The organism is Microbacterium sp. 18062 (assembly GCF_902706225.1).
In the GTDB taxonomy this organism is placed as follows: domain Bacteria; phylum Actinomycetota; class Actinomycetes; order Actinomycetales; family Microbacteriaceae; genus Microbacterium.
Window position 1 is genome coordinate 1 of sequence record NZ_CACSKB010000046.1, and the last position, 19,046, is coordinate 19,046.

General features: G+C 70.9%; 18 protein-coding genes. 3 read left to right on the top strand and 15 right to left on the bottom strand.

Features of this window, described 5'->3' with window-relative positions:
* From GVL03_RS14950 to GVL03_RS14965, 4 genes are all read right to left on the bottom strand, one after another.
* Positions 1-598, bottom strand: a 598-nt coding sequence (locus GVL03_RS14950) for a DUF222 domain-containing protein (RefSeq protein WP_235038190.1), incomplete at its 3' end; no start/stop codon positions are given.
* Positions 599-935: 337 nt separating this feature from the next.
* The gene (locus tag GVL03_RS14955; protein ID WP_159501807.1) at positions 936-1,601 is read right to left on the bottom strand and encodes an SDR family oxidoreductase; all 666 of its coding nucleotides are present in this window, start codon (positions 1,599-1,601) and stop codon (positions 936-938) included.
* Positions 1,602-1,736: 135 nt separating this feature from the next.
* Entirely contained in the window at positions 1,737-2,906 is a 1,170-nt protein-coding gene (locus tag GVL03_RS14960; RefSeq protein WP_159501808.1) for an LLM class flavin-dependent oxidoreductase, read from the bottom strand.
* Between the two features lie 271 nt (positions 2,907-3,177).
* Entirely contained in the window at positions 3,178-4,053 is an 876-nt protein-coding gene (locus GVL03_RS14965) for a LysR family transcriptional regulator (protein ID WP_159501809.1), read from the bottom strand.
* A 234-nt stretch (positions 4,054-4,287) separates the two neighbouring features.
* Here GVL03_RS14965 and GVL03_RS14970 point away from each other — a divergent pair, with 234 nt between their 5' ends.
* Positions 4,288-4,635: a carboxymuconolactone decarboxylase family protein gene (locus GVL03_RS14970; RefSeq protein ID WP_159501810.1), complete on the top strand. Its 348-nt coding sequence runs from the start codon at positions 4,288-4,290 to the stop codon at positions 4,633-4,635.
* Positions 4,628-5,479, top strand: a complete 852-nt coding sequence (locus GVL03_RS14975; protein WP_159501811.1) for a sulfurtransferase — start codon at positions 4,628-4,630, stop codon at positions 5,477-5,479. The genes GVL03_RS14970 and GVL03_RS14975 overlap by 8 nt, the downstream gene beginning before the upstream one ends.
* Before the next feature lie 16 nt (positions 5,480-5,495).
* Here GVL03_RS14975 and GVL03_RS14980 read toward each other — a convergent pair whose 3' ends face one another.
* The 9 genes from GVL03_RS14980 to GVL03_RS15020 all read right to left on the bottom strand — a co-directional run bounded on the left by GVL03_RS14980 (position 5,496) and on the right by GVL03_RS15020 (position 15,743).
* Positions 5,496-6,710 carry a M20 family metallopeptidase gene (locus GVL03_RS14980; RefSeq protein WP_159501812.1) on the bottom strand — a complete coding sequence of 405 codons (1,215 nt, stop codon included), beginning with the start codon at positions 6,708-6,710 and terminating at the stop codon, positions 5,496-5,498.
* Positions 6,707-7,666: an aldo/keto reductase gene (locus GVL03_RS14985; RefSeq protein WP_159501813.1), complete on the bottom strand. Its 960-nt coding sequence runs from the start codon at positions 7,664-7,666 to the stop codon at positions 6,707-6,709. The genes GVL03_RS14980 and GVL03_RS14985 overlap by 4 nt, the downstream gene beginning before the upstream one ends.
* 2 nt (positions 7,667-7,668) lie before the next feature.
* Positions 7,669-9,360: an ABC transporter substrate-binding protein gene (locus GVL03_RS14990; protein WP_159501814.1), complete on the bottom strand. Its 1,692-nt coding sequence runs from the start codon at positions 9,358-9,360 to the stop codon at positions 7,669-7,671.
* A 46-nt stretch (positions 9,361-9,406) separates the two neighbouring features.
* A complete protein-coding gene (locus GVL03_RS14995) occupies positions 9,407-11,089 on the bottom strand; it encodes an ABC transporter ATP-binding protein (protein ID WP_159501815.1) in 1,683 nt (560 codons plus the stop codon).
* A 1-nt stretch (position 11,090) separates the two neighbouring features.
* Positions 11,091-12,023 carry an ABC transporter permease gene (locus tag GVL03_RS15000; protein ID WP_159501816.1) on the bottom strand — a complete coding sequence of 311 codons (933 nt, stop codon included), beginning with the start codon at positions 12,021-12,023 and terminating at the stop codon, positions 11,091-11,093.
* Positions 12,020-13,015, bottom strand: coding sequence for an ABC transporter permease (locus tag GVL03_RS15005; protein ID WP_159501817.1), 996 nt, complete (start codon positions 13,013-13,015; stop codon positions 12,020-12,022). Before GVL03_RS15005 ends, GVL03_RS15000 begins: the two co-directional genes overlap by 4 nt.
* A 96-nt stretch (positions 13,016-13,111) precedes the next feature.
* Positions 13,112-14,458, bottom strand: coding sequence for an NtaA/DmoA family FMN-dependent monooxygenase (locus GVL03_RS15010; protein ID WP_159501818.1), 1,347 nt, complete (start codon positions 14,456-14,458; stop codon positions 13,112-13,114).
* Between the two features lie 245 nt (positions 14,459-14,703).
* A complete protein-coding gene (locus tag GVL03_RS15015) occupies positions 14,704-15,018 on the bottom strand; it encodes an AzlD domain-containing protein (protein ID WP_159501819.1) in 315 nt (104 codons plus the stop codon).
* Complete coding sequence (locus GVL03_RS15020; protein ID WP_159501820.1) at positions 15,015-15,743, bottom strand: AzlC family ABC transporter permease; 729 nt, start codon at positions 15,741-15,743, stop codon at positions 15,015-15,017. Before GVL03_RS15020 ends, GVL03_RS15015 begins: the two co-directional genes overlap by 4 nt.
* A 115-nt stretch (positions 15,744-15,858) precedes the next feature.
* Between GVL03_RS15020 and GVL03_RS15025 the strand changes: the two genes are divergently transcribed.
* On the top strand, positions 15,859-16,404 hold the full coding sequence (locus tag GVL03_RS15025; RefSeq protein ID WP_159501821.1) for a helix-turn-helix domain-containing protein: 546 nt from the start codon (positions 15,859-15,861) through the stop codon (positions 16,402-16,404).
* Between the two features lie 152 nt (positions 16,405-16,556).
* On the opposite strand, the gene typA is transcribed toward GVL03_RS15025, so the two are convergent.
* Positions 16,557-18,467, bottom strand: coding sequence for a translational GTPase TypA (gene typA / locus GVL03_RS15030; protein WP_159501822.1), 1,911 nt, complete (start codon positions 18,465-18,467; stop codon positions 16,557-16,559).
* 143 nt (positions 18,468-18,610) lie between these two features.
* Positions 18,611-19,033: a PH domain-containing protein gene (locus GVL03_RS15035; protein ID WP_159501823.1), complete on the bottom strand. Its 423-nt coding sequence runs from the start codon at positions 19,031-19,033 to the stop codon at positions 18,611-18,613.
* Positions 19,034-19,046 lie beyond the last annotated feature (13 nt).

Consider the following 19,046-nt stretch of genomic DNA (forward strand, 5'->3'; position numbering starts at 1 on the left):
GTGGTGTGGTGGTGGCCATCTGGGTGAGGCGGTCGTGGATGGCGTAGGCGAGGGGTGCGGGGAGGTCGGCGATGAGGCGGGCGAGGCCGTCGTCGAGGTCGTAGACGCGGACGGTGCGTTCCGCGGTGGCTGCGGCGACTTGTTCCGTGAACGCGTCGGGGTCGACGGACGCGGCGATCGCGCGGGCGATCGGCGCGAACCGGGCCGGGGATTCCTCGGCCGCGGCGGCGAGGGCGAGGTGTTCGTAGCGGGTGCGGTTCTCGGGGGTGCGGATGCCGGTTCCGGCGTGGGCGATCGCCCACGCGTGGCCGGGATCGATCGCCCCCTCCTCCCACGCGGCGAGGGTGGCGGGGAAGTGTTCCACCAGCGACCACGCCCGGCCCATCCGGGCTTGGATGGTGCGGTCCGACACCCGCACCGCCATGCCGAGTTCCAGGGCGACTTCACGGAGGGGCAGGTCCGCGTCGCTGACGCGTTTCCCGGATTGGCGGCGTTCCGCGATCCGGTCCGCGACCAGATCCGCCGCCCGCGCGAGCAGGCGAGCCTCGGCCGCCTGCGCTATCGACGCCTGACGCCGCGCCTGGACGACCTCGTCCACGAGATCACTCAACGCCCGCCACGGAACCCCGACACGATCACCCGCGGCAGCATCCTGATCCGACGCGGCATCGCCCCGGCCAGCACCGGCATCCTGGTGTGATTCGTGCCCCACGGGAATCCCCCTCCCGCCGCGCAACACACGGCGACAGCCTCCCGCGTTCAACAGAGGGGCACGATGCGGGACTTGCCACCCAGTCTGGTACATAGATTCGATGTATGTCAAGAGAATCCATAGTCAAAATGAAGCATGTATTCGAGTACTTCCGCGGGCGAGACGACGCATCATCCACGTCTGGGCCCCGACCACTGCGGCCTCCGTGCTCACCGCCGTGGCACTAGAAACGTGCGGAGAATCCGCCATCCGTGTTGATGAGCTGGCCGGAGACCCAGCGTCCCTCCTCGGAGACGAGAAAGGACACGACGGCAGCGATGTCGGCCGGAGTCCCCAGGCGCCCCAACGGATGAGCGGGCGTCAACGCGGCGCGCAGGTCGTCGTCCATCCAACCGGTGTCGATAGGTCCCGGGTTGACGACGTTGGCCGAGATGCCTTGTGGGCCGAGCTCGCGAGCGGCGGAGATGACGATGCGGTCGAGCGCTCCTTTGGACGCCCCATACGGGAGATTTCCGGTCGTGTGATCACTCGTGAGTGCGACGATCGCTCCACCGCCCGGCGGGGCCTGCCGCGCGAACGCGGCGATGAGCAGAAGACTCGCGCGGGCGTTCACGGCGACGTGCACGTCGAAGCTGTCGGCCGTCGTCGTGAGGATGCCGGATTCGACATCGTGCGCGTGGCTGAGGATCAGTGCGCTGATCGTCCCGCGATCGGAGGTGACCGACGTCACCAGCTCGCCAGGACCGGTCGGTGTCGACAGATCGCACGGGTAGTCGGCATCGTCGAGATCGCTGGTGACGACTCCCCAGCCGTCCGCGACCAATCGCGGCGCGATGCCCGCGGCGATGCTGTTGGCCCGCGCCGCGCCTGTGATGAGAGCAAGCGCCATCCGGCAACTATGCCGGACCCTGCCGTAACGCCGTCCTGCGACACTCCCGCGTCGACAGGAACCGGCGACAAGAAGAGACATCACACGGCGCAGAGCGGCTCGCCGGGATCCATCCCGTCGCGGCACGGCCGATGCTCAAGGCGCGGCCGCTCCGACGGGCTGCTGCTGCTCCGCGAGGGGCTCCTGCGCGACGACCTCGCCCCGGCGGCCGGTGGCCTCGCGGTGCGCGAGCTCCTGCCGCACGAGCGGAAGGAGGTAGCGGCCGTAGTCGATGACGTCGTTGAGGTTGTCGTAGCCGCGGATCGACACGAGTTCCGCACCGAGATCGACGTAGTCGAGGATGGCGGCGGCCACCGTCTCGGGCGTGCCGACCAGCGCCGTCGACGCCCCGCCCGCGTTGGTCACGCGCGCCGGCTCCGTCCACAGCGCCCTGTCGTGCAGCTGGCCACGAGAGGCCACCTCGAGCAGGCGCTGAGAGCCGGCGTTCTCCGGCTGCTGCGTGAACCGCTCGGCGGCCCGCGGGCGCACACCGACGCCGCCCGCGACGTTGCGCTCGAGGGCGGCGAGCACCCGATGCGCCTTCTCCCAGGCCAGCTCCTCGGTCGGCACGATGACCGGGCGGAACGTGACCCACACCCGCGGGCGATCCGGCCGCCCGGCCGCACGCGCCGCCGCGTCGATCGCGTCGATCTGCTGCCGGGTGTCGGCCAGGGGCTCTCCCCAGAGGCCGAAGATGTCGCCGAGCGCGCCGCCGACCCGGTATGCCTCCGCCGAGGAGCCGCCGACCGAGATCGGGATCGTCCCGTTCACCGGGCGCACGCCGTTGGAGTAGTCGGTGAAACGGTAGTGCTCGCCGTCCCAGTCGAAGGGCTCGTCCGACTGCCACGCACGCCGGAGGATCCGGATGTACTCCTCCGTGCGCGCGTACCGCTGCTCCTTCGTCAGGAAGTCCCCTTCCCGCGCCTGCTCCGCGTCGTTGCCGCCCGAGATGAAGTGCACGACGGCACGCCCGCCGCTCACCTGGTCCAGCGTCGTGAGGGTCTTCGCCGCATAGGTCGGGTGGATGTTGTTCGGCCGCAGCGCGATGATCGGCTTCACCCGTTCGGTGTACTGCGCGAGGGTGGCGCCCGTGATGAACGGATCGAACGACGACGAGCCGTAGGGCTGCAGCGTGTAGTCGAAGCCCGCATCCTCGACCGCTCGCGCGTATCGGATGAGGTAGTCCGTGTCGATCTGCGCGCCGGGGATCGGATGCAGCTCGTTCGAGGGATTCGGGTAGGTCAGACTGATGAACTCGACGGTCATGGCGGGGCCTTTCGCTCGGGGGCGTGCCTGTCACAGCAGTCTCCGCAGCACGACGCAGCGACGTCCAACGACGAGGACGGATCGGAATCCATCACTGGCCTCTATCGGTCGGAGATCCCTGCACCTTCACCCCGTCCGCCGCGAGATCACGCGGATCCGGTCGACCGACACCACGATTCCGGGACTACCCGCGCGGCACGCATATGACGCGCCGCGCGGTTTCGTGACGCCGTGTTTCGCGCCGACGCAGCGCGCGAAGGCCGTCGCTCGTCTACGCGGAGACCGCGTGCACGTACCTCGTGACAGCGAAGAAGCCGTCGAGCGCCTGCAGGGCGGTCTCCGCCACGTCGTCCTCGAGACCCCGCCGGGTGATGAGCCGCACGAAGATCCGGCCGAGGTCGGGCATGTCACGACGCACGACCAGGCCCGACGGCGCGCGGCCCGCGCTCGGGAGCACGGCGAGTCCCAGACCGGCGCGCGCCGCGGCGATCACGCCCTCGAGGCTGCCCGACTCCGCGACGATCTCGACCCGGCGCCCCTGGCCGTTCAGCTCCTGGATGGCGCGCTGGCGCATGCCGCACGGCTCGACGTAGGCCACGAGGGGCACCGCTCTGTCGTCCTCCGGAGCGGTCCATCCCGGAGAGGCATACCAGTGCAGGGGAAGCGCCCCGACCTCGGTGCCGGGCACCGCCTGCCCCGTGTCGAGCACGATCGCGAGGTCGATCGTGCCTCTCGTGACGGCCTCCGTCATCTGGGTGGACCGGTCGATGTGGAACTGCACCTGGCGGTCCGGGTAGGCGTCGCGGAGGGTCGACAGCAGCTCCGGCAGGATCTGCTCGGCCGCCGTCTCGGTCGACCCGACCACGATCGTGCGGCTGCGGGTGGCATCCAGCCGCGCGAGCGCCTCGTCGTGCACCGCGAGGATCCGCCGCGCCTCGGCGAGCAGCCTCTCCCCGGCGAGGGTGAAGCCCGCGCGGCGCCCCTCCCGCTGCACGAGCTGCTGCTGCAGCCGCTTCTCGAGCGATCGGACGTGCTGGCTGACGGTGGGCTGGCTCATGTGCAGCGCCGACGCGGCGCGACCGAATCCGCCGCACTCGTCGATCGCGACGAATGTCCGCAGCTGGATGATGTCGAGCGTCTCGGCCATTTTCCGATGGTAGGGAGACACGCCGCTCGTGACGACCGGGCACGTCACCGGGCGTCACGGGGCGCCACGTCGAAGGAGACGGGTCGTGCCGGAGCACCCATCAGGATGCCGGATCGTTTCCGATGCACACGTCGTGTTGATGGCGCCGGAGCCCGTGCCTATGCTCGGACACGGCATCGGCGCGCCCGCGACGTGCGCGCTCCTCCCCCATCCACCGACACCGACGGGATCCCCATGAGCGGCTTCTTCGACCGGGAAGGCGACCGGGCCTACACCCGCGTCTACAAGGCGGAGACGCCTGACATCCTCCAGGCCTTCACCGAGTTCAACGGCACCGTGTTCGCGCCCGAGGGGCGCGAGATCCCGCTGAAGTACCGGGAGCTGATCGCGCTCGCCGTCGGCATCACGACGCAGTGCACCTACTGCATCGACGCCCATTCGCAGGCCGCGGTGAAGGCGGGCGCGTCGGAGGCGGAGCTCGCCGAGTCGGCGTGGGTGGCCACCGCCATCCGCGCCGGAGGCGGCTTCGCCCACGGCCGGCTCGCGTTCAAGCTGGCCGAGGGAGCGCACGCGCATGTCTGAGATCCTCACGACGCCGGACGAGCTGCGCGCCGCGCTCGACGCCGGCGCGTATCCGGACGGCGGACCCGTGCGCGTGCTCGACGTGCGCTGGCGCCTCGACCGCCCCGACGGCAGGCCCGAGTACCTGGCCGGCCGCATCCCCGGCGCGGTGTACGTCGACCTCGACACCGAGCTCGCGCAGCACGGCGATCCCGCGGACGGGCGCCATCCGCTGCCGTCCGTCGAGGCCCTGCAGGAGTCCGCCCGCCGCTGGGGCATCGACGACGGCGACACCGTCGTCGTCTACGACGACCTGAAGAACCTCTCGAGCTCGCGGGCGTGGTGGCTGCTGCGTCACGCGGGCGTCGCGGACGTGCGCATCCTCGACGGGTCGCTCCGCGGATGGACGGTCGCCGGCTACGCACTCGAGACCGGCGAGCCGGCGGCCGTCGAGCCGGGCTCCGTCACGCTGCGGTACGGCGCTCTGCCGACGATCGATCTGGCGGATGTGGCGGGCTTCGCCGCCGACGGCGTGCTCCTCGACGCGCGCGCCGAGGAGAGGTACCGCGGCGACGTGGAGCCGATCGATCCGCGCGCCGGGCACATCCCGGGCGCCCGCAACGCCCCGACGACCGGCAACGTGGACGAGAACGGCAGGTTCCTCTCCCCGGAGGCGCTGCGCGAACGCTTCACGGCGCTCGGGGTGACCCCCGGCACCGCCGTCGGCGCCTACTGCGGCTCCGGCGTGACGGCCGCGCACGAGGCGGTCGCGCTGACGCTCGCGGGCTTCGAGCCGGCGCTCTTCCCGGGCTCGTGGAGCCAGTGGTCGAACCATCCCGAACTCCCCGTCGCGACGGGGTCCTGACCGCGAGATCACCGCCTCACCCGCGGCCGAGGAACTCCAGCGCGGTCGCGGCGAGCGCCCGCGTCCCGCGCCGCAACGCGACCTCGGGATCGGGCGCGAACTCCGGGGAGTGCCCCGCCCGCGCCCGGTCCGCATCCGCTACCGCCGGCGAGACCCCCGGGTCGAAGTGCCAGTAGGCGGAGGGCGCCCGCCAGTACGCCGGCAGCTCGCCGAAGTCCTCCGAGCCGAGGATGGCCTCGGTCTCCGCGTACGCATCCTCGCCGAACTCGCCTCGCAGCGCCTCGACGGCCCGTCCCAGCGCGGCGTCGTCGTTCACGTTCAGCGGGAACACGTTGAAGCGCTCGATCTCGATCGATCCGCCCTCCGCCTCCGCGAGCCCACGCGCCTGTCGCTCGAGGGCGGACTCGATGACGTCCAGCGTCTCGTCCGAGAGCGCCCGCGCGCAGAAGGTCGCGGCCGCCTCGCTCGGGATCACGTTGCTCCCGATGCCGCCGTGCACCGTCGTGGGCACGAGCACCGCCTTCTCCCCCGCCGGCACGGACGCCCCAACGATCGCCTGCGCGCGCAGCACGAGCTGTGCGAGGACCCCGAGCGGATTGATCGCTCGATGGGGCCCCGCGGCATGACCGCCGGACGCGCGCACCGTGACCCGCCAGTTGCGCTGCCCCGCCTCGTAGACGCCGGCGCGGCTCGTGAACAGGTGGTCGCCCCGGCCCCCGACGTGCTGCCCGAGCACCACGTCGGGGACCGGAAGCCCCTCCAGCAGCCTCGAGGCGATCAGCCGCCGGGCGCCCTCTCCGAGCTCTTCGGCGGGCTGGGCGACGGCGATGACCGTGCCCGACCACTCGTCGCGCCGCCGAGCGAGGATCCGTGCCGCGCCCACGAGGCTCGTCGTGTGGATGTCGTGCCCGCAGGCGTGCATGGCGGGCGGACCGGTGCGCTCCACCGTATCGCTGCTGTAGGCGAGACCGGTGCGCTCGGCGATCGGCAGGGCGTCGATGTCGGCTCGGAGTGCCACGACCGGACCCGTGCCGTTCTCGAGCACGCCGACCGCACCGGTCACCCGGTCGCTCGTCCGGGTGCGGAGACCCGCCTCCTCGAGCAGCGCGACGACCCGAGCGGTCGTGCGGTGCTCCTCGAAGCCGATCTCCGGGTGCCGGTGCAGGTCGGCGAAGACGTCGAAGAGCTCCGGATAGAGCGCCTCGACCTCGTCGTGCAGACCTGAGCTCACGAACCGACCACGGCCGGCTCGGGTTCGGTGAGCGCCGTCAGCTCCGCCGCCTCGCCCTCCGCCAGCTGCACCCCGACGACCGGGAGCGCCTGCTCGAGCTGCTCGATCGTCCGCGAGCCGGAGAGGGGCACGGCGATCGTCGGCTGGGTGGTGACCCAGGCAAGGCCGATCGCCGCGACCGGCACCCCGTGCTTCTCGGCGAGACGATCCAGCACCGGCAGCACGGTCGCGCCGTACCTGTCCACATAGGACGACCCGATCGGCGTGTGCGTGCTCTCCTCGTACGGCACACCCGGCCGGTACTTTCCCGCGAGGAAGCCCTTCGCGAGCGACCGGAAGGGCAGGTTGACCAGATCGTACTCGAGGGCGACCTCCCGCGTGCCGTGCTCGTAGTGCGCGCGGTTGACCAGACTGTAGTCGTCCTGCACCACGGTGAACTCCGACCACCCGTGGGCACGGGAGACCTCGATCGCGCTCCGCAGCCGGTCGGCCGTGAAGTTCGAGGCGCCGATGTGGCGCACCTTCCCCTCCCGGACGAGCTCGTCGAGCGCCTCGAGGGTCTCCTCCTGCGGCGTGTCGGTGTCGTCCCGGTGCAGGTAGTAGAGGTCGACGTAGTCGGTCTGCAGCCGTCGCAGCGAGGCGTCGAGCCCCGCGCGCACGTTCGCGCGGGTGAGCGTGCGGTAGGGTTCCAGCCCGCCGACCTTGGTGGCGACGATCTGTGTGTCGCGGTTGCGCCTGCTCGCGAGCCACGTGCCGATGATCGTCTCCGACTCGCCGCCGGAGTTCCCGTCGATCCACGCTGAGTAGACGTCGGCGGTGTCGATGAAGTTGCCCCCCGCCGCGGCGTAGCGGTCGAGGATGGCGTGCGAGGTCGCCTCGTCGGCCGTGTGGCCGAAGGGGTTCCCGCCCAGCTGCAGCCCGAACACGTCGAGCCCGGTTCGTCCGAGAATGGTCATGGTCATTCCTTTCCTGAGGTCTTCCAGAGGTCATAGATGTAGGGCACGGCCGTGCCGTTCAGGCTGAGACCGTGGATGCCCTCGGTGAACGCGAACGGACGCGAGATCGGATAGAGCGGCAGTTCCCAGCCCTCGTCGATGACGTATGCCTGGATCTCCTCGTAGATCGCCTGCCGTTCGTCTCCGTCGGGCGTCTGCGCCCCTTCGTTCAGCAGCGCTTCGAACGCGTCGTCCTCAGGCCACGAGAAGCTGTATCCCCACGGCGGCACGAACTCCTGCGACCACACGGTGCGTGCGATGTCGGGATCGGCGCGGAAGTAGCTGTGGAGCTGCAGGTCGTAGTCGCCGGCGTTGATCGTCTCGTTCCAGACGGCCCGGTCCAGTTGCTCGTACCGGATGTCCCAGCCCGCCTCGAGACCTGCCTGCTGAAGCGCCTGCACGAGGTTCAGCACATCCTGGGAGGGCTCGGGGAACGAGAGGAGCTTGACGCTGAGCGGCTGCCCGTCCTTCTGGCGGATGCCGTCGGCACCGACCTCGGACCATCCCGCCTCGTCGAGCAGGCGCGTGGCCACGTCGATGTCGTAGCCGTAGGCCTCGCCGACGGAGGCGTCGTAGTACCGCGAGTTCTCGGTGAAGGCGCCTCCCGTGGCGGCCTCGATCGCGCCGTAGAACGTCGACTCGATCAGTCCCTCGACGTCGAAGGAGCGCTGGAACGCTGCACGGACATTCTCGTCCTGGAAGATTCCCGACGTGAGGTTCAGGGCGATCCCGGTCGCCACGCCGCCGGGTTGGTAGTCGATGAGCGTGACCTCGTCGGAGTCCCGGAGCGTCCCGTACTGCGAGTACGAGACGCCGTTGATGAGGTCGAACTCGCCCGCGGTCACGCCGTTGACCCGCACGGACCCCTCCGGCACGTACGAGAGCTCGACGCGGTCGAGGTAGGCGGCGCCGTGGTCCTTCGACTCCGGCGCCCACGCGTAGTCCGCGCGCTTCTCGAGCGTCCACGACTGACCGGGCGTGATGTCGGCGAGCACGTAGGGCCCGGAGCCCACGACCGAGCTTGCGGTGTCGCTGCCGGCCTCCTCGAGGTAGGTCGGCGACTGGATGCCGAGGTAGGGCAGGCTCAGTCCCTGCAGGAACGACGTCAGCGGCTCCGCGAGGCGCACGGTCGCGGTGAGCTCGTCGACGACGACCGTCTCCTCGTAGGGTCCGAGCAATGACTTGGCGTAGGACGAGGCGGTCTCCGGGTTGGCGATGCGGTCGAAGTTCGCCTTGACCGCCTCGGCGTCGAACGGCGTGCCGTCGCTGAAGGTCACGTCGTCACGGAGGTGGAACGTGTACTCGCGCCCGTCGTCGGAGATCTCCCAGCTCTCGGCGAGCCACGGCGAGAAGGTGAAGTCCTCGTTGTGATACACGAGGGAGTCCACGATCTGCGCGGTGATCCAGGAGTTGCCCGGCGACAGCGACGGGTCGACCGTGTCGGTCGTGGTGCCCACCGCATAGTGGAGTGTGCCGCCGTCGACTGGCTCGGCGCTTCCGGCCGCGGCCGGCTCGGCATCGTCGGATCCCCTCGTGCCCGCGAACACGACCACGCCGACGACGACCACCGCCACCACGGCGACAGCCCCCGCGATGATCCACGGGCGTCGCGATCGTCGTTTGGGCTCGATGTCGAACTCTGCATCCTGGGACATGGCGTTCCTTTCGTTTCGTACGGTCGTGAGGGGACGGGGCGGGCGGTCAGCCCGGCCCGTGGGCTCGGGCGCTCGCCGTGGCGAGCTTCGGCACGGCGTCGAGCAGGCGCTGGGTGTAGGGATGCTGCGGGTCGCGGTAGACCTCGACGACGTCGCCCGTCTCGACGACGATGCCGTCCTTGAGCACGAGCACACGATCGGAGACGTGATAGATCACCCCGAGGTCGTGCGACACGAACACGATCGAGGTGCCGAACGCCTGCCGGAGGTCGTGCAGCAGATCGAGCACCTGCGCCTGCACCGAGACGTCGAGGGCGGAGACCGGCTCGTCGCACACGAGGATCCGCGGCTGTGCGGCGAGCGCGCGGGCGATGGCCACGCGCTGGCGCTGGCCACCGGAGAGCTCGCGGGGGTTCCTGCGCACCTGCTGCGCGGTGAGCCCCACGGCATCCGCCAGCTCGGTCGCGCGCCGTCGCGCGCCGTCCCCGCGCAGTCCAGACACTCGCGCCCCGTCGAGGATGAGGCGCTCCGCCGAGTAGCGCGGGTCGAAGGAGCCCAACGGGTCCTGCGAGACGAGCTGCAGGTCGCTCCGGCGCGGACGGCGATCGCGCTCCGGGCTCGGGTTCCACAGGGTCTCTCCCAGTCGGACCTCGCCCGCATCCGGCGTGCTGAGGCCGAGGATGGTGCGCAGGAGCGTGGTCTTCCCCGATCCGGACTCGCCGACGACGCCCAGGGTCTCCCCGTCGCGCAGGGTGAACGACACGCCGTCGAGAGCGACCCGCGCGTGACCGTCGTGGACGAACGTCTTGCGCAGCGCGTGACCGCTCAGTACGACCTCGCCGATCCTGCGGGCCGGAGGCGCCTCGGCCGTCACCGACTCCGCGACAGCCGCGGTCGGCACCGAGAGCCGCCGGCCGCGCGCCTGGGCGCTCGGCACCGCGCGCAGGAGCTTCCGCGTGTACGGGTGAGCCGGCCGGGTGAGCACGTCGGTCGTGTCGCCCTCCTCGACGACGCTTCCGCGCTCGAGCACCGAGACGGTATCGGCGATCTCGGCGACGAGCGACAGGTCGTGGCTGATGAGCAGGAGTCCGACGTCGTCCTGCACCGCGCTGCGCAGCAGCGTGATGATCTCCTTCTGGATCGTCGTGTCGAGGGCGGTCGTCGGCTCATCCGCGATGATCAGGCGCGGGTTCCGGGCGATCGCGGCCGCGATGAGCACGCGCTGGCGGAGCCCGCCGGACAGCTGATACGAGTACTGGTCGATGCGAGAGGCAGCATCCGGGATGCCGACGCTCGTGAGGAGGTCGGCGATCCGGGCGAGCAGCTCGTCGTCGAGACGCAACCGGGGCGTGCCGAGCGCCTCGGCGATCTCCCGCCCGACGGTACGGAGCGGATCGAGGGACTGCAGGGCATCCTGCAGCACCAGTCCGATCTGCCGCCCGCGTACGGCCCGCCATTCGTACGCGCCGAACCTGCGCACGTCCTTGCCCCGGTAGGTGAGCTCCTTCGCCTCGGTACGCGCCAGGCGCCCGTTGAGGCCCACGAGAGCCCGCGCCGAGACGCTCTTGCCCGAGCCGGACTCGCCGACGAGCGCATGCACGCGTCCGGGCCAGACGTCGAACGAGACGTGCTCGACCGCCGGCACCGTCACTCCGCGCTGGCGGAAGCCGATGCTGAGGTCGCGGATGCGCGCGAGCGGGCGGCGGGCGTCGCTGATGCTCACGGACATGTCACTCCACCCGCCCTTCGAAGCGTCGCTGCAGGCGCCGGCCGACGACCGTGATGAGGCACACCGTCGACAGCACGGCGAGGCCCGGGAAGACTGCCACCCACCACCCGAGATGGAAGTAGTCCCGGCTCTCGGCCAGGATGGCGCCCCACTCTGGCGCGGGCGGCTGCGGCCCGAGCCCCAGGAACGAGAGTCCCGCCGCGTTGAGGATCGCCGTGCCGGTGCCGATCGTGGCGAGCACGACGACCGGGCCGACGGTGTTCGGGATGATGTGCTTGACGATCCGCCGCGGATACGACAGCCCTTGTGTGAGGGCGAGCTCGACCCAGCCGCTGTGCTGCAGCGAGAGCACCTGCACGCGGACGACCCGGGCGAAACGCGGGATGGAGGCGACGCCGATGGCGAGGATGATGTTGACGGGCCCCGGGCCGATGACCGCGATCACGACGAGCGCCAGCAGGATCTCGGGGACGGCGTTGATGACGTCGAGGAAGCGCACGACGATCTCGTCGACCACGCGCGGAGAGAGCCCCGCGATCGTCCCCAGGATGAGACCCGTGACCGCACCGATGAGGGTCGCGCCGACGCCGATCGAGAGCGAGTACCTGGCTCCGTAGAGAATCCGCGAGAGCACGTCGCGCCCGATCGGATCGGTGCCGAGCAGGTGCGCGGCGCTGGGCGGCTGCAGCGCCGCCGTCGGGTCCGCCGCCAGGGGCGGGTAGGGGGCGAGCCACTGCGGCGCCGCCACCACGAGTGCGAGAAGCACGACCAGCGCGAGGAGGACGACGGTGCCGGCCGAGCTCAGCACCGTGGCCCGTCGCGTGGCGCGCGGCGGTGCCCCGGCGCCGGCCGACACGGTTCGGGCCGGCGCATGCTCGGTCACGATGGGCTCGTCCGCGGCGGTCGAGGTCGCGGTGGCGAGATCGATGCTCATGTCTGCCGTCTCCGTCCGCTCAGGCTCGTCCTCGGATCGAGGGACGACTGCACGACATCGGTCAGCGTGCTCGCGAGCACGTACACGGCAGCCGATACGAGCACCACCGCGAGCACGACCGGCAGATCGCGGCTGAGGATCGCCTGCAGCGCGATCGAGCCGAGGCCGGGGCGGCCGAACACGCTCTCGGTGAGGACCGCCCCGCCCAGGAGCCCGCCGATCACGAGCCCTGCGACGTTGAGGGCGGGTCCCGAGGCGTGCGTGAGGATGTGCACGTAGCGCAATCGCCGTTCGGTGATCCCGCGGGCTCGCGCCGAGATCACGAACGGCTGACTCTCGGCCTTGTCGGCGCCCTCGCGGATCACCTGCGAGAGCACGGCCGCGATCGGAAGCCCGAGGGCGATCGTCGGCAGCACGAGACTCTGCCAGCCGCTGTCACCCCATACCGGGAACCAGCGCAGCCCGAAGCCGAACACCGTGAGCAGGATGATGCCGAGCCAGAAGGTGGGCGTCGACACGAGCACCAGCTCGATCGCCTGGGCGACGACCCTCGGCACCGGCCGTCCGCGCCCGGTGGACAGGCCCACGATGAGCGCGATGACGATCGCGAGCGCTGCCGCCGACAGCGCGAGCTGCAGAGTGGGCCACACCCCGGTCGCCAGCACCTCCGCGACGGGCTTGCGCTGCGCGTAGGACTGCCCGAAGTCGCCGACGATGAGGCCCCCGAGATAGTCGACGTAACGGATCCACACGGGCTGATCGAGACCGTACTGGGCGATCACGGCCTGCCGGGTCGCCTCATCGACGACCGCGTTCTGCCCGAGGACGGCCGAGACGGTGTCGCCGCCCGCGAACTCCAGCACGGCGAACGTGATCGTCGCCGTCAGCAGCAGAACGAGCAGCAGTGAACCCAGCCGGCGGAGCGCCGCGACGGCCAGCGCGGCGTGCCGCGACGGCGCCGCCCTCGTCGGGGACGCGTCGATCGTGCTCATGCGTGTCTCCTCGTCATCACTGCCTGAAGGTCATCGGATCCCGAAAGCGCCGGATCCGCATACGCGAACACCATCCGGATGGCGCCCGCCCGACTGCTACGCGGGAACCGCCGCCGCATGGCGCGCCCGCGTCGGCTCCTCCGGGATCGGCAGGCCGTAGTGGCCGCGGAGCGTGGTGGACTCGTATCCCTCGCGGAACAGCCCGCGGGAGCGGAGCGCCGGTACGACCTGATCGGCGAGCGTGTCGAGCACGCTCGGCACGAGCGGCGGCATCAGCGTGAATCCGTCCGCGGCACCGGCGACCGACCATTCGGCGAGCTCGTCGACGAACTGGTCGACGCTGCCGACGAACTCGCGGTGGATCGTGCCGCCGCCCACGCGCAGCAGGGCTTTGCGCACCGTGTAGCCGCCGGCCCGGATGTCGGCGGCGAGCTGCGTGTAGGTGCGGATCGAGTTCGTCACGAGGGAGTCCTCGGGCAGCAGCTCGACCGGGAAGGGGTCTTCCGGGTCATATCCGCTGAGATCAACGTACAGATGCCGCTCGGCCGCCGGCAGCAGGGCGTCGAGGTCGATCGAGTGCTCCAGCTCCGCCTTGAGGCGCCGCGCACCCTCTTCGGTGTCGGCGACGAAGGGCACGACGCCCGGCGCGATCGCGATGTGCGCGGGGTTCCTCCCGAACGACGCGGCGCGCTCCTTGAACTCCTGGAGGAACGCACGCGACGCCTCGAGCGATCCGGCGTTCGCGTAGACGAGCTCGGCGTGCCGCGCGCCGAGCTCGATGCCCGCCGCCGATCCCCCGGCCTGCACTTGCACCGGCCGGCCCTGCGCGCTCGGCGGCACGTTGAGCGCACCGCCGACGCGGAAGTGCGACCCGGCGTGCCCGATGTCGTGCACGCTGTCGGCGCGCACCTGACGCTTCTGCGCCTGATCCGGCTCGACGGCATCGACCGCCCAGCTGTGCCAGAGCCGCTGCACGACCTCGATGAACTCGTCGGCCCGCTCGTAGCGGGCGGCGTGCGCGAGGTGCTCGTCGAGGCCGAAGTTCTTCGCCGCTTCGAGGTTCGAGGTCGTCACGGCGTTCCAACCGGCCCGCCCCGCACTGATGAGGTCCACCGAGGAGATGAAGCGGGCGAGGTTGTACGGCTCGTTGAAGGAGGTCGACGCGGTCGCGATGAGGCCGATGTGGCTGGTGCGCGCGGCGATCGCCGCGAGGAGCGTGATCGGCTCGAACGGGTTGGCGAGATAGAGGCCGGCCGCGCGACCGAGCGCGGGCGAGTCGGCGAAGAGCAGGGCGTCGAACGTTCCCCGCTCGGCCGTCTCCGCGATCCGGATGTAGTGCTCGAGCAGGCGCGTGTCGACGCCCGCCGTCTCCGGATGCAGCCAGGCACCGGCGTGCGCGCCGAAGCCCGTGACGAGCAGGTTGAGGTGGAGAGGGCGGGTCATGCTTGCGAGTCTGTGCAGGGCTGTGAGAGAGCGTCCAATGACGAGGAGCGATCGGAACCCATCGCGACAGCCGATCGTTGACGTCGGTCTCTCGCTCCCGCGCGGCACGCGCGGAATCACGCGGATGCGGCCGGAGCTCCTCGGTCGCTGCAGAGGCTCCGGCGCACGCCGCGTTGCGATCTGTGCCTCAACGTGAACCCGTGTTGCGCCCGCTCAGACCGCGTCGACGGCGTGATCCGGAGCCGCTACGCGGCCCAGCCGGCCAGGCGCAGCAGCGCCGCGACGAGGGCCGCGGCGGCAACCACGACGAGGAAGGGCGCGCGGATCGCCAGCAGCCCCGCGGCGACGAGCACGGCCGGCACGCGGGCGTCGATGAGAACCGCCTGACCCGCGCCCAGGGTCTGCACGGCGACGAGTGCGGCGAGCAGCGCCACCGTGAGAAGATCCGCGATCCGCGCGGGTCGCGGGGCCTCCAGGAACCGCGCCGGGATGAGGTATCCGACCGCCTTCAGCGCCACGCAGACGATCGCGGCCAGCAGCACCGCCGCCCAGAGGCTCATCGCGTCACCGCGCCGTCCGGCGCACCGGACGTCGGCGCGCGTCTCCCCCACCAGTCGAACCACCCGACGGCGATCGCGACGACCGCCGCGATCAGCACCGGCATGCCCGGCATCAGTGCGTGCGTGAGCGCCGTCGCCACCACCGCGGCGGCGATCCCCACCGCGATCGCCTGCCGCCCGCGCAGTCGCGGCCACAGGAGTGCCAGGAACGCGGCGGCGGCCGCCGCGTCCAGTCCGTAGGCGCGCGGGTCCCCGAGCACGTCGCCGAGGAGCGCTCCGAGGAGTGTCGTCAGGTTCCAGCCCGCGTAGATGCCGAGCCCGGTCACCCAGAAGCCCCGCGTCCGTGCTCGCGGCCGGGTCTGCGCCAGCGCGACGGCGGTCGACTCGTCGATCGTGAAGGGCACCGCAGCGGCCTTGCGCCAGAGGCCACTGCCGACGACGGACGACATCCGCATCCCGTACGCGACGTTCCGGACGCCGAGCAGCGCCGCCGACGCGATCGCGGCGGGCGCCGCGACGAGGCCGCCCGCCCCGATCACCCCGACGAAGGCGAACTGCGATCCGCCGGTGAACATGGCGAGGCTCAGGATGCAGGTCTGCCAGACGTCGAGCCCGGAGGCCACGCTCAGAGCGCCGAACGAGATGCCGTACGCGCTCGTCGCCAGCGCGACCGCCAGGCCCTGCCGCGTCGCGCGGCGGGTGTGCACCACGTCGGACCCGGTCATGGTCGGCCCCGGTGGAGGATGAGCAGCGACGTTCGCGATGATGAACGCATGACCAGCATTCTGAACATTGACCGGACAAATGTCAAAGCGAACGAGTGTTTGCCATACTGAACAGATGGACCTCGGAACGCGCATAGCCCGCAGGCTCCGCCGGGAACGCGAGGCGGCGGGCATCGGCGTGTCCGAGCTCGCCCGCCGGGCGGGCGTGTCGAAGGCCACCGTCTCCCAGCTCGAGAACGGCTCGGGAAACCCGAGCGTCGAGACGCTGTGGGCGCTGGGCGATGCTCTGCAGATCCCCTTCGCACAGCTCGTCGACGAGCCCTCCGCCGGGCCGACCCTCATCCGCGCCACCGATGCGGCCGACGTGCGAGCGGCGACGGCCGCATACTCCGCGGCGCTCCTGTCGGCGAGTGCGCCGAACGCGCGTCGCGACATCTACCTGGTGCGCGCCGAGCCCGGTCAGGCCCGGGACTCCTCTCCCCATCCGCCCGGCACCACGGAGCACGTGATCCTCATCAGCGGCGGCGCGCTCGTCGGACCGGCGGACGGGCCGGTCACGCTCGCACCCGGCGACTATCTGTCGTACCGGGGCGATGCCGCGCACGTGTTCGAGGCCACCGAGCCCGGCACCAGCGCGGTGCTGGTCTCCGAGCTGCGCTGAGCCCACCGGAGCAGCCCGGACCGACTCTCCGTGACCCGACCGCAGGACAACCCCCCGTCCGGATGAGGAGAATCGGCCGAGACGAGGACTCGCCCTCGAGATTGTTCCTCGTCTGGGCCGATCGTTCTCGTCTCAGCGCGCCCCGGTCTGGGTCAGACGCTTGCGTCCTGGCGCTTCAGGCGCGCGGTGGCACGGCCGCGCTCGGTCGCGTCGAGCACCACCTTGCGGATGCGGACGATCTCCGGCGTGACCTCGACGCACTCGTCCTCGCGGGCGAACTCGAGGCTCTCCTCCAGGGAGAGCTGACGCGGCGGCGTCATCGACTCGAACGTGTCCGCCGTCGCGGAACGCATGTTCGTGAGCTTCTTCTCCTTGGTGATGTTCACGTCCATGTCGTCGGCGCGCGAGTTCTCGCCGATGACCATGCCCTCGTAGACCTCCTGGGTCGGCTGCACGAAGAACGACATGCGCTCCTGCAGGGCGATGATCGCGAACGGGGTGACCACGCCGGAGCGGTCTGCGACGATCGAGCCGTTCTGGCGCGTGACGATCTGCCCCGCCCACGGCTCGTACCCGTGTGAGATGGCGTTGGCGATGCCGGTGCCGCGCGTGGTCGTCAGGAACTCGGTGCGGAACCCGATGAGGCCGCGCGAGGGCACGACGAACTCCATCCGCACCCAGCCGGTGCCGTGGTTCGTCATGGTCTCCATGCGGCCCTTGCGGGCGGCCAGCAGCTGCGTGATCGCGCCGAGGTACTCCTCGGGGGCGTCGATCGTGAGGTGCTCGAAGGGCTCGAACGTCTTGCCGTCGACCTTCTTGGTGACCACCTGGGGCTTGCCGACGGTCAGCTCGAAGCCCTCACGACGCATGTTCTCGACGAGGATGGCGAGCGCGAGCTCGCCGCGCCCCTGCACCTCCCACGCGTCGGGGCGACCGATGTCGACGACGTTGAGCGAGACGTTTCCGATGAGCTCACGGTCGAGGCGGTCCTTCACCATGCGCGCGGTCAGCTTGTGGCCCTTGACCTTGCCGACCAGCGGCGACGTGTTCGTGCCGATCGTCATCGAGATCGCGGGGTCGTCGACCGTGATGGCCGGGAGCGGTCGGACGTCGTCGGGGTCGGCGATCGTCTCGCCGATCGTGATGTCCTCGAAGCCGGCGATCGCGACGATGTCGCCGGGCCCGGCGGACTCGGCCGGGTAGCGCTCGAGGGCACGGGTCTTCAACAGCTCGGTGATGCGGGCGTTCGAGTGCGAGCCGTCGTGGCGCACCCAGGCGACGGTCTGCCCCTTCTTCAGCGTGCCGTTGAACACGCGCAGGAGCGCGAGGCGGCCGAGGAAGGGACTCGAGTCGAGGTTGGTGACCCAGGCCTGCAGCGGAGCCTCGTCGTCGTAGACCGGCGCGGGCACGTGCTCGAGGATGGCCTCGAACAGCGGCTCGAGGTCGTCGTTGTCGGGCAGGGCGCCGTTGTCGGGACGGGTGCGGGACGCCGCGCCGGCGCGACCCGACGCGTAGACGACCGGCACGTCGAGCAGCGCGTCGACGTCGAGGTCGGGAACGTCGTCGACGAGGTCGGAGGCGAGGCCGAGCAGCAGGTCGTGCGCCTCCTCCTCGACCTCGGCGATGCGTGCATCGGGGCGGTCGGTCTTGTTGACGAGCAGGATGACGGGAAGCTTCGCCTCCAGCGCCTTGCGCAGCACGAAGCGGGTCTGCGGGAGCGGGCCCTCGCTCGCGTCGACGAGGAGCACGACGCCGTCGACCATCGACAGGCCGCGCTCGACCTCGCCGCCGAAGTCGGCGTGGCCCGGGGTGTCGATCACGTTGATGGTGACCGGCACGTCGGTGTGCTCGCCGTTGTAGGTGATCGCCGTGTTCTTGGCGAGGATCGTGATGCCCTTCTCCCGCTCGAGATCGTTCGAGTCCATGGCGCGGTCCTCGACGTGCGCGTGATCGCCGAACGATCCGGTCTGGCGGAGCATGGCGTCGACCAGGGTCGTCTTGCCGTGGTCGACGTGGGCGACGATCGCGACGTTTCGCAGATCGGAGCGGAGGGCGCGCGCCATTCGAGGAGTCCTTGCGTGGAGGGGTGAGCCGGGATGCCGGTCGCCCTAGCCTACCGCAGCCGCCTGCGAGGGCTCCGGGAGGGTCGGCGGAGCGGATGCGGCCTCCCGACGCGGACCGGAGACCGGAACCGGTGCGACGCGCCTCACGCCGCGGCGATCACCGTCGCGACGACCGCGGCCACGACGAGCACGAGCAGCGCCACCAGAGCGGCGAGGTCCCACGAGCGAGTGACAGCACCGTCCGCCGCGCCGCGTTCGCGCGCGTCGTCCCACTCCGCCCGGATGCGATCGACCTCGCGCAGCGCCGACGGGACGCGCCTGGCCTCGTCGTCACCCGCAGACCGCGAAAGACGCCCGGGCCGACCCGAGACCGGCCCGCCGAAGCAGGTGAGCCGACCTCCGTCGCGGGTCGTGATGACGAGCTGGTAACGCAGGTCGATGTCCTCGACCGCTCCCCACGGCACCCGCGTGCGGCGGAGGTAGTTCTGCGCCGTGATGCCCTCCGCATCCGTCGTCACCGCCGATGCGAACACCACGACGTACACGCCCCACAGCACCAGCAGCACCCACGGCGCGAGC

Coding starts and splice junctions, on each gene's coding strand:
- GVL03_RS15025 (WP_159501821.1), top strand. CDS start 15,859: ATGGACCTCGGAACGCGCATAGCCCGCAGGCTCCGCCGGGAACGCGAG.
- GVL03_RS14985 (WP_159501813.1), bottom strand. CDS start 7,666: ATGACCATTCTCGGACGAACCGGGCTCGACGTGTTCGGGCTGCAGCTG.
- GVL03_RS14960 (WP_159501808.1), bottom strand. CDS start 2,906: ATGACCGTCGAGTTCATCAGTCTGACCTACCCGAATCCCTCGAACGAG.
- GVL03_RS14975 (WP_159501811.1), top strand. CDS start 4,628: ATGTCTGAGATCCTCACGACGCCGGACGAGCTGCGCGCCGCGCTCGAC.
- GVL03_RS14970 (WP_159501810.1), top strand. CDS start 4,288: ATGAGCGGCTTCTTCGACCGGGAAGGCGACCGGGCCTACACCCGCGTC.
- GVL03_RS15005 (WP_159501817.1), bottom strand. CDS start 13,015: ATGAGCACGATCGACGCGTCCCCGACGAGGGCGGCGCCGTCGCGGCAC.
- GVL03_RS15020 (WP_159501820.1), bottom strand. CDS start 15,743: ATGACCGGGTCCGACGTGGTGCACACCCGCCGCGCGACGCGGCAGGGC.
- GVL03_RS15000 (WP_159501816.1), bottom strand. CDS start 12,023: ATGAGCATCGATCTCGCCACCGCGACCTCGACCGCCGCGGACGAGCCC.
- typA (WP_159501822.1), bottom strand. CDS start 18,467: ATGGCGCGCGCCCTCCGCTCCGATCTGCGAAACGTCGCGATCGTCGCC.
- GVL03_RS15015 (WP_159501819.1), bottom strand. CDS start 15,018: ATGAGCCTCTGGGCGGCGGTGCTGCTGGCCGCGATCGTCTGCGTGGCG.
- GVL03_RS14990 (WP_159501814.1), bottom strand. CDS start 9,360: ATGTCCCAGGATGCAGAGTTCGACATCGAGCCCAAACGACGATCGCGA.
- GVL03_RS15010 (WP_159501818.1), bottom strand. CDS start 14,458: ATGACCCGCCCTCTCCACCTCAACCTGCTCGTCACGGGCTTCGGCGCG.
- GVL03_RS14955 (WP_159501807.1), bottom strand. CDS start 1,601: ATGGCGCTTGCTCTCATCACAGGCGCGGCGCGGGCCAACAGCATCGCC.
- GVL03_RS14995 (WP_159501815.1), bottom strand. CDS start 11,089: ATGTCCGTGAGCATCAGCGACGCCCGCCGCCCGCTCGCGCGCATCCGC.
- GVL03_RS14965 (WP_159501809.1), bottom strand. CDS start 4,053: ATGGCCGAGACGCTCGACATCATCCAGCTGCGGACATTCGTCGCGATC.